The following is a 12,611-nucleotide window of genomic DNA, read 5'->3' as shown; positions in this document are numbered from 1 at the left end:
GCGGGCGCGTGCCCGGCGCACCGGACACGCCCGCCCGGCGGCGGCTCCCCCGCTCCCCTCGGCGGGCGAACGCGCGTCAGCCGGAGGCCAGCAGGGCGCGGACGCGCTCCGCCGTCTCCGGGGTGCGCGCGGCCGTGAACGGCAGCGTGTTCCCCCCGGCGATACGGAACGGCTCCCCCGTGAGCGTCAGATCGGCGCCCCCGGCCTCCGCCACCAGCAGCAGCCCCGCCGCGTGGTCCCACGCGAGCTCCCAGGAGAACGCCACCGCGTCCACCATGCCGCGGGCGATGCCCAGATACTCCAGACCGGCGGAGCCGCACGGACGGCCGCGCACGCCCGCCGTGTCGAGGGCGAGCAGCGCGCGCTTCTGCTCATCGGTCGTGTAGTCCGGGTGGGACATGGCCACTTCCAGGTCCGCCCCGGGCTCGGGCGCCCCCGGGAGCAGCCGCTCGGATCCCAGCCAGGCGCCCGCGCCCTTGCGGGCCGTCGCCATCTGGTCGAGCGCGGGAGCATAGGTCCAGGAGGCCAGCACCTCGCCCCGTACCGCGAGCGCGACCAGGGTGCAGAAGCCCTGTTCGCCCCGGACGAACTGCCGTGTCCCGTCGACCGGGTCGACGATCCACACGGGCGCTTCGCCGCGGATGGCGTCGTATATCGAGGGGTCCGCGTGCACCGCCTCCTCGCCGACCACCACCGAGCCGGGCAGCAGAGCGGTCAGCGAGGCGGTGAGGTGCTCCTCGGCGAGGCGGTCGGCCGTGGTCACCAGGTCGTGCGGACCGCTCTTCTGCACGATCTCGTGCGCGGCGAGCTGACGCCATCGCGGCATGATCTCGGCAGCCGCCGCCTTGCGGATCGCCTCCTCGACGTCGGAAAGGTCCCCGGTCAGAAAGTCATCGATCATATGACCAGCTAAGCATGGGTGCGCGACATCCGGTCACCGGGTCACCGCCCCACCGCGTAACCCTGCATTCCCCTGGGGTTCGCGGCGGCCGAGAGCACTCCCGTACGGGGGTCCCTGGCGACCGCGCAGAGCCTGCCCTCCGACCAGGGGCCGCCGACCGTGACGTCATGGCCCCGGGCCCGCAGTCCGGCGATCACCCCGTCCCCGATGCGGGACTCGACGGTGACGCTGCCGGGCCGCATGCCCCGGGGGTGGAAGGATCCGGGGAAGGAGTCGTTGTGCCAGTTGGGCGCGTCGATCGCGCCCTGGAGGTCGAGCCCGCCGCGGACCGGGGGCCGGAGCGCCGCCGCGAGCAGGAAGTGCAGCTGCCACTGGTCCTGCTGGTCTCCGCCGGGGGTGCCGAACGCGAGGACCGCCTCGCCGTCCCGCAGGGCGATCGACGGGGTGAGGGTGGTGCGCGGTCTGCGGCCCGGGGTCAGGGAGTTCGGCAGCCCGGGGTCCAGCCATGCCATCTGGAGGCGGGTGCCGAGCGCGAAGCCCAGTTCGGGGACGACCGGGTTGGACTGGAGCCAGCCGCCGCTGGGGGTCGCGGCGACCATATTGCCCCAGCGGTCGACGATGTCGAGCTGGCAGGTGTCGCCCCGGCTCAGTCCGGACCGGGCGACGGTCGGCTCGCCGCCGCCCGGGGCCGCGGGCCGCGCGGCGTCCAGGGCGCGGGGGCTCAGCCGGGGCGTGAGCCCGCCGGGGCTGCCGGGGCGCAGCTCGTACGAGGCCCGCTCCCCGATCAGCTCGCGCCGGGCGGTGTTGTACCCGGGCGAGAGGAGCTCGCCGAGCGGGACCTCGGCCGCGTCGCCGTACCAGGCCTCCCGGTCGGCCATCGCCAGTTTGCAGCCCTCGACCAGCAGATGGACGTACTCCTCCGAGCCGGGCTCGGGCAGCTCGTCCGGGAGCAGCGCCAGCTGTTGCAGCAGGGCGGGGCCCTGGCTCCAGCCGCCGGCCTTGCACACGGTCCAGCCGTTCCAGTCGTGGGTCGCGGGCGGCTCCCACCCCGCCGACCAGTTCGCGAGGTCGGCGGCGGTCAGGGTTCCGGTGTGACGCTCTCCGCTGGTGTCCAGGGTGGGACGGGCGGACTGGCGCAGCAGCGCTTCGGCGATGAAGCCCTCGCGCCAGATCCGGCGGGCGGTCTCTATCTCCTGTTCCCGGCCGCCGCCGGCGCTCTGGGCGAGCAGCCGCCGCCAGGTCGCGGCGAGGGCGGGGTTGCGGAAGAGCTCGCCGGGGGCGGGGGGACGCCCGCCGGGCAGATAGACCGCGGCGGACGAGGTCCACTCCTTCTCGAAGAGCTCGCGGACCGTTTCCACGGTCTGGCCGACCCGTTCGACGGGCGGATGGCCGTCCTCGGCGTAGCCGATGGCGTACCGCAGGACCTCCGCGAGGGACCGGGTGCCGAGGTCGCGCAGCAGCACCAGCCATGCGTCGAAGGCCCCGGGCACGGCGGCGGCCAGCGGCCCGGTGCCGGGGACGAGATCGAGTCCGAGGGAGCGGTAGTGGGGGATGCTCGCCCCGGCGGGCGCGGGCCCCTGGCCGCAGAGGACCCGTACCGCGCCGCCGGCGGGGGCGACGATGACGGGGACCTCGCCGGCGGGTCCGCACAGATGCGGTTCGACGACCTGGAGGACGAAACCGGCGGCGACGGCGGCGTCATAGGCGTTGCCGCCGTCTTCGAGGACGGCCATCGCGGACTGCGAGGCGAGCCAGTGGGTGGAGGACACCATGCCGAAGGTGCCCTGGAGGGTGGGGCGGGTGGTGAACACGACGGACCTTTTCTGACGGCGGGGGCGTGTACCGGACGTTCGCGCAGGTTATCGGTCTGCCCGCCGTCCGCCGCAGGCGATGAGCACCCGGCGTCGCACGGCCCGGGGCCCGCCGTCCGCCGCGGAGTACGATTTGCGTGTTCACCGCATGTATGCGGGCGGGTCAAGCCGGAGGACTACGGGATGCACGGCGAGTACAAGGTTCCGGGCGGCAAGCTCGTGGTCGTCGATCTCGACGCGGAGGACGGCGTACTGCGGAATGTGCGGGTCGCCGGGGACTTCTTCCTGGAGCCCGACGAAGCCATCGTCGCGATCGACGGCGCGCTGGAGGGCGCTCCGGCCGATACGGACGCCTCGGGTCTCGCGGCCCGTATCGACGCGGCGCTGCCGCCCGGCACGGAGATGTTCGGGCTGACCTCGGAGGGCATCGGCGTGGCGGTCCGCCGGGCGCTCGCGCACGCCACCGACTGGACCGACTACGACTGGCAGCTCGTCCACGACGGTCCCCAGTCGCCCGCTCTGCATATGGCCCTGGACGAGGTCATCACCGCCGAGGTGGCCGCCGGGGTGCGACCGCCGACGCTGCGGGTGTGGGAGTGGGGTGCGCCCACTGTGGTGATCGGGAGCTTCCAGTCGCTCCGCAACGAGGTGGACCTCGACGCGGCGGAGCGGCACGGGATCACGGTGGTGCGCAGGATCAGCGGCGGCGGGGCGATGTTCATCGAGCCCGGCAACACCATCACCTACTCGCTCTCCGTGCCGGACGCCCTGGTCTCGGGGCTCTCGTTCGCCGACAGCTACGCCTATCTGGACGACTGGGTGCTGGGCGCGCTCGGCGATATGGGGGTGAAGGCCTGGTACCAGCCGCTCAACGACATCGCGACCGAGGCGGGGAAGATCGCGGGCGCGGCGCAGAAGCGGCTGGCGGGCGGCGGACAGGGGGCGGTGCTGCACCATGTGACGATGGCGTACGACATCGACGCGGACAAGATGCTGGAGGTGCTGCGCATCGGCCGGGAGAAGCTCTCCGACAAGGGCACCAAGAGCGCGAAGAAGCGGGTGGATCCGCTGCGGCGGCAGACGGGGCTGCCGCGCGAGGCCGTCATCGAGCGGATGATCGACTCTTTCCGGGGCCGGTACGGGCTCACGGACGGCGGGGTGTCGGAGCGGGAGATGGCCAGGGCGCGGGAGTTGGCGGCCGGGAAGTTCGGCACGGCGGAGTGGACCGCGCGGGTGCCGTGACCGGGAGCGCGTCCAGGGGAGCCGGGGGCCGGCCGCCCGAAGGGCGGCGGGTCCGGCGGGTCCGGCGAGTCAACGGGGCAGCAGGCCAGCCAGTCAGTCAGTCGGCCAGCGGGTCAGCAGGGCGGCGGGCCCGCAGGTCAGCGCGGCAACGGGCCAGCGGGTCAGCGGGTCAGCGGGTCAGCGCGGGGATGATCTCGGAGCCGTACACGTCGATCGTCGCCTCCTTCGCGTCGTGCATGTCGTACACGGCGAACTGGTCAACCCCCAGGCCGCGCAGCGTCCGCAGCTTCTCGATATGCGCCTCGGCCGGGCCGAGCAGACAGAAGCGGTCGACGATGTCGTCCGGCACGAAGTCGGCGGACGGATTCCCGGCACGGCCGTGGTGACTGTAGTCATAGCCCTCACGGGCCTTGATGTACGCGGTGAGGGCCTCGGGCACCAGCGCGGAGTGCTCGCCGTAGCGGGCGACCAGATCGGCGACATGGTTGCCGACCATGCCGCCGAACCAGCGGCACTGGTCCCGGGCGTGGCCGAGGTCGTCGCTGACATAGGCGGGCGCGGCCACACAGACCGTCACCGCGTCCGGGTCCCGTCCGGCGTCGGACGCGGCGGTACGCACGGCGGTGACCATCGACTCGGTGAGATAGGGGTCGGCGAGCTGGAGGATGAAACCGTCGGCCTTCTGGCCCGCGAGCGCCAGCGCCCTCGGCCCGTACGCGGCCATCCACACCGGCAGCTTCCCGTTCCGCACCCAGGGCAGCCGGAGCGGCTGTCCGCCGACGACGGCCTCCCGGCCCTCGGCGAGATCGCGGATCGCGTCGATGGCGTCGCCGAGCCGGGCGAGGGTGTTCGGCTTCCGCCCGGCGACCCGCATCGCGGAGTCCCCGCGGCCGATGCCGCAGACCGTGCGGTTGCCGTACATGTCGTTGAGCGTCGCGAAGGTGGAGGCGGTGACCTCCCAGGTCCTGGTGCCGGGGTTGGTCACCATGGGGCCGACGATCAGATTCCGCGTATGGTCCAGAATCCTGCTGTGGACGACGAAGGGCTCCTGCCAGAGCACCGCCGAGTCGAAGGTCCAGCCGTAGCGGAAGCCGTTCCGTTCCGCACGCTGCATCAGCTCGACGACGGCGGAGGCCGGCGGGTCCGTCTGGAGGACGATTCCGAAGTCCATGGGCCTCACTCACTCACTCTCTCAACTGCTCGGCCGGGCGCGGTTTTCGAAGGTTCGGACGACGTTCGGACGACGTTCAGACGAGGTACTGACAGGTGCCGCGCGGGATGTACCGGCCGTGCCCGGCCCGGCCGGTGTAGGTGCGCTGGTCGATGACGACCTCACCGCGGGAGAGGACGGTCTCCACCTGGCCGGTGATCCTTCTGCCCTCGTAGGCGTTGTAGTCGACGTTCATATGATGGGTGGTCACGGAGAGGGTCTGCTCGGCGTGCGGATCGTAGATCACGATGTCGGCGTCCGCGCCCGGTGCGATGGTGCCCTTCCTCGGATAGAGGCCGAACATCCGGGCCGGGGTGGCGCAGGCGATCTCGATCCAGCGGCGGCGGGTGAGATGACCGTCCAGGACGGCCTGATGGAGGAGGTCCATCCGGTTCTCCACCCCCGGCAGCCCATTGGGGATCTTGGAGAAGTCGCCCCGGCCCAGCTCCTTCTGCCCGGTGAAGCAGAACGGGCAGTGGTCGGTGGAGACCACCTGGAGGTCATTGGTCCGCAGCCCCCGCCAGAGCGCCGCCTGGTGCTCCTTGGGCCTCAGGGGCGTACTGCACACATACTTCGCGCCCTCGAAGTCCGGCTCGGCGAGCTGGTCGGTGGAGAGGAAGAGATACTGCGGACAGGTCTCGCCGAAGACGTTCAGCCCCTTGTCGCGGGCCGCGGTGATCTCGGCGACGGCCTCGTCGGCGGAGACATGGACGACATAGAGCGGGGCTCCGGCGACCCGGGCCAGCTGGATGGCGCGATGGGTCGCCTCGGCTTCGAGCACGACCTTGCGGACCTCTCCGTGGTAGCGGGGGTCGGTGCGGCCCTCGGCGAGCGCCTGCTCCACCAGGACGTCGATGGCGATCCCGTTCTCCGCGTGCATCATGATCAGCCCGCCGTTGCGGGCGGAGCGCTGCATGGCCCGCAGGATCCGGCCGTCGTCGCTGTAGAAGACCCCGGGGTACGCCATGAAGAGCTTGAAGGAGGTGACGCCCTCCTCCACCAGCCGGTCCATCTCCTTGAGCGACCGCTCGTCGACGTCGGAGAGGATCATATGGAAGCCGTAGTCGACGGCGCACACGCCGTCCGCCTTGGCGTACCAGGCGTCCAGGCCCGCGCGGAGCGAGTGCCCGACGGACTGCACGGCGAAGTCCACGATGGTGGTGGTGCCGCCCCAGGCGGCGGCGCGGGTGCCGGTCTCGAAGGTGTCGGAGGCGGAGGTGCCGCCGAAGGGCAGCTCCATATGGGTGTGCGCGTCGACGCCGCCCGGGATGACATAGCGGCCGGTGGCGTCGATGACCCGGTCCGCGGTCCAGGACTCGGCGGCGGCGGAGCCGTGCGCGGCGAGGGCGGCGATCCTGCCGTCCTCGGTCAACACATCCGCGTGGATCTCGTCCGCCGCGGTGATGACCAGACCACCGCGGATCAGGGTGCGGGCGCTGCTCATTGCTGGGACGCTCCCTCTCATACGTACGGAAAGACTGGTCATCGGGCCCCTGGCCCGGATCGGATCGGGCCGGGCCGGGCTCGATCCGGGCCGGGCTCGATCCGGGCCGGGCTCGATCCGGGCGGGCGGCCTTCAGACCTCGCGCAGGGCTTCTTCGAGGATCGACGCGCCTTCTTCGGCCTCGGCGACGGTCAGGGTGAGCGGCGGGGCGATGCGGAGCACGCTGGTGTCGTGGCCGCCGCCCTTGCCGATCAGCAGTCCGCCCGCGCGGGCGGCCTCCAGTACCGCCGACGCCGCCTCGGGGTTCGCCTCGTCGGTGCCCGGTACGACCAGTTCGACGCCGATCATCAGCCCCCGGCCGCGTACCTCCCGTACCACCGGCGTCCCGGCGGTGATCGCGCGCAGCCGCTCGATCAGCAGCCCGCCGACCCGGCGGGCGTTGCCCTGGAGGTCGTGCTCCAGCAGATAGGTGAGGTTGGCGAGACCGGCGGCCATGGTGACGGGGGAGCCGCCGAAGGTCGAGATGGAGTTGGCGTCGAGACAGTTCATGATCGCGGCGGGGGCGACGACTCCGCCGATGGACATGCCGTTGCCGATGCCCTTGGCGAAGGTGAGGATGTCGGGCGGGCCGTTGCCGTCATGGGCCTGCCAGCCCCAGAAGTGGTCGCCGGTGCGCCCCCAGCCGGTCTGCACCTCATCGGAGATCCAGAGCACCCCGTGCCGGGAGAGCACCTCGCGGAAGGCGGCGAAGAGCCCGTCGGGCGGGGAGGTGAATCCGCCGACGCCCTGGACGGGTTCGGCGATCAGGGCCGCGGCCTCGCGGGTATGGCCGAGGAGATCCTCCAGATCGGCGACGCACGCCTCGATGAACCGCTCGTCGGAGAGCTGGGCGTAGGGGCCCCGGCCGCGGACCCCGCCGTGGACGTAGAGCGTCTGGAGCGGGGAGAGGCTGGTGGGCGACCAGGCGCGGTTGCCGGTGATGGAGACGGCCGAGAAGGACCGGCCGTGGTAGCTGTTGCGCATCGCCAGCACCTGGTTGGAGCGCCGGTAGGCGGTGGCCAGCAGCAGGGCGGTGTCATTGGCCTCGGTGCCGGACGTGGTGAAGAAGACCCGGGCGTCGGGGATGCCGGAGAGGGCGGCGACCCGCTCGGCGAGCTCGATCATCGGGCGGTTGAGATAGAGGGTGGACGAGTGGATGATCCGTCCGGCCTGTTCCGCGACGGCCTTGGTGACCTCGGGGAGCGCGTGGGCGGTCATGGTGGTGAGGATGCCGCCGAAGAAGTCGAGATAGCGGTTGCCGTCCGCGTCCCAGACATGGCGGCCCTCGCCGTGGGTGAGCTCGATGGGCCGCCGGTAGTAGAGGGCCGCCCAGTCGGGGATGACGGCCCGGTGCCGGTCGTGGAGGGTCACGGCAGCACCAGCCCCTCATAGGCGTCGGGGCGCCGGTCGCGGTAGAAGGCCCACTGCTGCCGCACGGTGTCGATGAGATCGAAGTCCAGGTCGCGCACGAGGAGTTCCTCGGCCTTGTCGCCGGCCGGCTCGCCGACGAGCTGTCCCCGGGGGTCGACGAAGTAGCTGGTGCCGTAGAAGTCGTTGTCGCCGTACTCCTCCTGGCCGACGCGGTTGATGGCGGCGATGAAGTACTCGTTGGCGACGGCCGCCGCGGGCTGTTCCAACTGCCAGAGGTAGGCGGAGAGTCCGCGCGAGGTGGCGGAGGGGTTGTAGACCAGCTGGGCTCCCTGGAGCCCGAGTTGCCGCCAGCCCTCCGGGAAGTGGCGGTCGTAGCAGATATAGACGCCGATCTTGCCGACCGCGGTGTCGAAGACGGGCCAGCCCGCGTTGCCCGGCCTGAAGTAGTACTTCTCCCAGAAGCCTTTGACCTGCGGAATATGGTGCTTGCGGTATTTGCCGAGATAGGAGCCGTCGGCGTCGATGACGGCGGCGGTGTTGTAGTAGAAGCCCGCGCCCTCGATCTCGAACACCGGCGCGACGATCACCATGCCGGTCTCCCGGGCGAGCTCCCGCATCCGCTGGACGGTGGGGCCGTCGGGCACCGGCTCGGCCCAGCGGTAGTGCTCGGGCTCCTGGACCTGGCAGAAGTACGGCGCGTTGAAGACCTCTTGGAAGCCGATGACCCGGGCGCCCTGGCGGGCCGCCGCACGGGCGTGCTCCTCATGTTTGGCGATCATGGATTCGGTGTCGCCCGTCCAGGTCGCCTGGACGAGCGCGGCGCGTACGACATGGGCCATGGCTGCTCCTTGGGCCGGGCGTCAGCGAGCCTCTACGCACGTAGACGCGGTACGTAGAGAGAGAACGTAAGCCCCGTCACACACTGGGGCAAGACCATCGCCGCGAACCTACGCATTCGATCTTGTTTCACCCGGGCGGTGGACAGGGGGCTACCGCGGAGCGTCGCCCGAGAGGGTCACCGCGATGGCGGTGTGGGGGCGCTTCCCCCGTCGTACGAGGGCGGCGGGCCAGTCCACCAGCCAGAACTGCCAGGTGTACTTACGGACCAGCAGCCGGCGGACCGCGACGGCGTCGTCGAGCAGCTCCGCCGTGCCCGAGGCGCTCACCGCGCCCTCGGCGATGTTTCCGCGGATGTCGCACACGGTCACCGTCACCCGGTTGTCATGGCGCAGCCGCTTGACCTTCCAGGAGTCGCTGTTGGTCCACACATACAGTTTTCCGCCGTCCTGGGCGAACCAGACGGGGGTTGCGACCGGAGTGCCGTTCTTACGGAAGGTGGTCAGGCTGATGTACTTGGCGGCGGCGAAGTCGTCGGCGGTCATTCCGCGAGCGTACGCCGCGCCGGGACGCCGGGGCACCGGGACGGGCACCCTGTGCCGTCGGGTGGCTGGGCCTGGCCGGGCGGGGGCGGGCGTGGCGACCCGGCTGGGGGCGACGCAGGCCCGGCAGAGGGTGGCCGCGCGGGCCCGGCAGCCGGAGGCGGCCGGCCGGGCCGCGATGAGGCGGTCTCCTTATCTCAGCGGGAGCCGGCTCGGAACCGACGCCGATACTCCGTCGGCGTCGTGTCCAGCTGTCGGCGGAACGCCCGGATGAGGGTGTCGGTCGTGCCGAACCCGCAGGTGGACGCGATCCGCTCAAGAGTGACATCGGTGGCTTCGAGTTGGTTGCGCGCCGCCTCGACACGGGCCGACTCGATGTACGCGGCCGGGGTCGTCCCGAGCTCGGACTTGAAGATCCGGGCGAGCTGCCGCTCGCCGACATGGGCGTACGCGGCGATGTCCGCGGCGGTGAGCTGATCGCTGATGTGACGCATGACGTAGTGGCGCAGGTCCTCGACGCGCCGTGTCATGGAGACGGGCTCCAGGGGGACGCTGAACTGACTCTGCCCACTCGGCCGCTTCAGATACATCACGAGCTGCCGGGCGACGCGCAGCGCGACGGTCTCGCCGAAGTCGTCGGCGACCAGGGCGAGCGACAGATCCAGGCAGGCGCTGATCCCCGCGCCGGTCCATACATCGCCTTCCCGGATGAAGATCGGGTCGGCGTCGACCTCGACCATCGGGTGGTCGGCGGCGAGTTGCTGTGCGGTCGACCAGTGGGTGGTGGCGCGCTTGCCGTCGAGCAGCCCGGCGGCGGCCAGGATGTGCGCTCCGACGCAGACGGATGTGATCCGGCGTGTCCTTGTGGCGAGCGTCTTCACCCAGTCGACCACCACCGGGTCGGCGAGGGCGTGCACCCGGCCCTCGCTGTCGACCTCGACCGAGCCGGGCACCAGCAGGGTGTCGATACTCCTCGTGGACGCCTCGCGGAAGGTGATGTCGGGGAGGACCCGCACCCCGGCCGAGGTGGTCACCGGGTCCAAGGTCTCTGCCGCCAGGGCGATCTGATAACTCGTCACCTCACAGGTCTCGCGCTGGACCAGGGAGAACACTTCCGGCGGCCCGGTGACGTCCAGCAGGTCGACGCCATCGAAGAGAACGATCACGATCAGCCGTCTAAGGGGGCCCATGGGCGCAAAAGTAATGTCCATATCTGCATGCTAGATGCCATTGTTGACACGCGTCAGTCGGATTAGCGTTCTACTCGCAGCTCACCGCGACGACGTGAACTGCGCATCCTGGCACAAGACTTGAGGTGGCACTTCCATGCCTACGACGACGCTGCGTGAACTCAATGGCTTCGATGACACGCCCGCGTCCCTTGCCGACGCGACCCTGATCCTGATCGACTATCAGAACACCTATGTCCATGGCGTGATGGAGCTTTACGGCTGGCGGGATGCGCTCGACTCCGCCGCCGCACTGCTGCGAAGGGCCCGGGCGGCCGGCACGAAGGTCATCCACGTCATCAACGACGGCGGCGAGGGCACCCCGTACGACATCCGAGCGGAGATCGGCCAGATCCACCCGAGCGTGGCGCCGATCGCGGGCGAGCCGGTCGTGGTCAAGCAAGCGCCGAACGCGTTCCTTGACACCGATCTCGGTGAGCATGTCGATGCCGCAGGTCACAAGGATGTCATCGTCGCGGGGTTCATGACGCACATGTGCGTGGCGTTCACCGCGCAGGGTGCGTTCCTCCGCGGGAACCGGCCCACGGTGGTCGCCGACGCCTGCGCGACACGGTCTCTGCCGTCGGCGGGCACCGAGCTGCACGCGTGCCAGATCCACCACAGTGCGCTCGCGACGATCGCCGACCTCTACGGGGTCGTCGTCCCGTCCGAGAAGTCCCTGGTCTGAGTTCGCGCACACCACGGCCGCAAGCGCTTCTCCACCCCACCGGATATTTCCGCTTGCCCATGCGCGATCCCGTGCAACTCGCGGGCTGGACCCCATAGCCGCCCGCATGCATTTCCCCATCCCCCACGGAATAGACCCCTGCAATGCCCCCCCACGCAATGGCAGAGCACACGCCTTTCAAACGAAGACGGAAGGGAAGACAATGGCCACACGAAGAGGTTTCATCGGCGGCGCTTCCGCAGTCAGCGCCGTAACCCTCCTGGGCAGCGCCACCCAGGCATCCGCCGCCACCGCTCAGGCGGCCACGGCCGAGACGGCCGCCGAGACGCAGGCACGCGCCGCGATACGCGCCGTCAACGCCGGTATGCGCACAAACTATGCCACGCTCAAGTCCGACCTGATCAAGCGCCTGAGCCCGGTCGTCGTCGTCCAGAATGACGCCAAGGGCGGCAAGTTCACCCTCATACACGACGGAAAGCAGCTGGAGACCGTCAACCCCGTCGGCGAGATCTTCGAGCTGGCGAAGTCGATCAGCCATGTGCCTCTGGGGATCTTCTCGGTCATGGCTCCGTATCTGAGCGACAAGGTGCCCAACCTCCCCATCGGCAGCCGCATCGACCCGCACGACCTGAAGATGGTCGCGTTCAAGGGGCCCGCGACGGACGGCTGGATCACCCCGCTTCAGGACTACGCCGCCACGCTCATCAACGCCCGCCAGCAGCTCGACAAGGCGAATCTGCCGCCGGAGCTGGTGACTTCCTGCGGAAAGGTCCTGGATGAGGCGGTCGCGTTCATCCAGGCTTCCGTGCGGAGCAAGACATTCGACATGGCGTCGTTCGCGGACTTCTCGGCCAAGGTGTACCCCAGCATCCGTACGAACATGACGCATGCGGCGGCGGCCCAGATCTCCGGTGTGGAAGGCGTCATGAACCGGTGGCGGGCCCAGATCGGAGAGGCGGCGTGGAAGGACCTGTACACGGTCGTGCTGTCGATCTGGACGACCGCCGATCTGAACCAGGCTTCGATCATCATCAAGCGGTGCATGAACGCGGCCAAGGTCGCCACCCACCTGATCGACCTGCCGACCGTCGAGACGCCCAGTGACCCGATATTCGTCGCTCTGGACAATCTCGCCCGGATCGTGCAGGACAACATCGCGGCCGAGATGGTGTTCCCCACCGATCAGAAGGTCGCGGACGCCCTCAAGGGCAAGGAAGACCTGCTCTCCGACGAGATCCTGAAGCAGCTCGGGGTGCCCGCCGCCGGGGCGCGGACCGCCTCCACCGCGTCGGCGACG

Annotated in this window: 11 protein-coding genes; 3 read left to right on the top strand and 8 right to left on the bottom strand. The window is 70.3% G+C overall.

What is annotated here, in order from left to right; all coding sequences use genetic code 11:
• Positions 1–76 precede the first annotated feature (76 nt).
• Together FF041_RS06055 and FF041_RS06050 are read right to left on the bottom strand one after the other, a co-directional pair.
• Complete coding sequence (locus FF041_RS06055) at positions 77–901, bottom strand: inositol monophosphatase family protein (protein WP_153521352.1); 825 nt, start codon at positions 899–901, stop codon at positions 77–79.
• Between the two features lie 41 nt (positions 902–942).
• Positions 943–2,712 (bottom strand): gamma-glutamyltransferase family protein, encoded by a 1,770-nt coding sequence (locus FF041_RS06050; protein ID WP_323391340.1) that lies wholly within the window; start codon positions 2,710–2,712, stop codon positions 943–945.
• A gap of 183 nt (positions 2,713–2,895) precedes the next feature.
• Between FF041_RS06050 and FF041_RS06045 the strand changes: the two genes are divergently transcribed.
• A complete protein-coding gene (locus FF041_RS06045; RefSeq protein ID WP_153521351.1) occupies positions 2,896–3,954 on the top strand; it encodes a lipoate--protein ligase family protein in 1,059 nt (352 codons plus the stop codon).
• A 169-nt stretch (positions 3,955–4,123) separates the two neighbouring features.
• Here FF041_RS06045 and FF041_RS06040 read toward each other — a convergent pair whose 3' ends face one another.
• The 6 genes from FF041_RS06040 to FF041_RS06015 form a co-directional block, all read right to left on the bottom strand.
• A complete protein-coding gene (locus FF041_RS06040; RefSeq protein ID WP_153482656.1) occupies positions 4,124–5,125 on the bottom strand; it encodes a TIGR03842 family LLM class F420-dependent oxidoreductase in 1,002 nt (333 codons plus the stop codon).
• 76 nt (positions 5,126–5,201) lie between these two features.
• Positions 5,202–6,608 (bottom strand): dihydropyrimidinase, encoded by a 1,407-nt coding sequence (gene hydA / locus FF041_RS06035; protein WP_153482655.1) that lies wholly within the window; start codon positions 6,606–6,608, stop codon positions 5,202–5,204.
• A gap of 132 nt (positions 6,609–6,740) precedes the next feature.
• On the bottom strand, positions 6,741–8,018 hold the full coding sequence (locus FF041_RS06030) for an aspartate aminotransferase family protein (protein WP_323391337.1): 1,278 nt from the start codon (positions 8,016–8,018) through the stop codon (positions 6,741–6,743).
• Positions 8,015–8,857 carry a nitrilase-related carbon-nitrogen hydrolase gene (locus FF041_RS06025; protein WP_153482653.1) on the bottom strand — a complete coding sequence of 281 codons (843 nt, stop codon included), beginning with the start codon at positions 8,855–8,857 and terminating at the stop codon, positions 8,015–8,017. Before FF041_RS06025 ends, FF041_RS06030 begins: the two co-directional genes overlap by 4 nt.
• A 150-nt stretch (positions 8,858–9,007) precedes the next feature.
• Entirely contained in the window at positions 9,008–9,400 is a 393-nt protein-coding gene (locus tag FF041_RS06020; RefSeq protein ID WP_153521350.1) for a PPOX class F420-dependent oxidoreductase, read from the bottom strand.
• Between the two features lie 194 nt (positions 9,401–9,594).
• A complete protein-coding gene (locus tag FF041_RS06015; protein WP_153521378.1) occupies positions 9,595–10,587 on the bottom strand; it encodes a GlxA family transcriptional regulator in 993 nt (330 codons plus the stop codon).
• Positions 10,588–10,723: 136 nt separating this feature from the next.
• On the opposite strand from FF041_RS06015, the gene FF041_RS06010 reads away from it, so the two are divergent.
• Entirely contained in the window at positions 10,724–11,314 is a 591-nt protein-coding gene (locus FF041_RS06010; RefSeq protein WP_153521349.1) for a cysteine hydrolase family protein, read from the top strand.
• Positions 11,315–11,516: 202 nt separating this feature from the next.
• Positions 11,517–12,611 (top strand): hypothetical protein (locus FF041_RS06005; protein ID WP_153521348.1); only part of this gene is annotated, 1,095 nt, incomplete at its 3' end.

This window comes from Streptomyces jumonjinensis, assembly GCF_009600885.1.
Lineage (GTDB): Bacteria > Actinomycetota > Actinomycetes > Streptomycetales > Streptomycetaceae > Streptomyces > Streptomyces jumonjinensis.
This window is presented reverse-complemented; position numbering and strand designations above follow the sequence as displayed.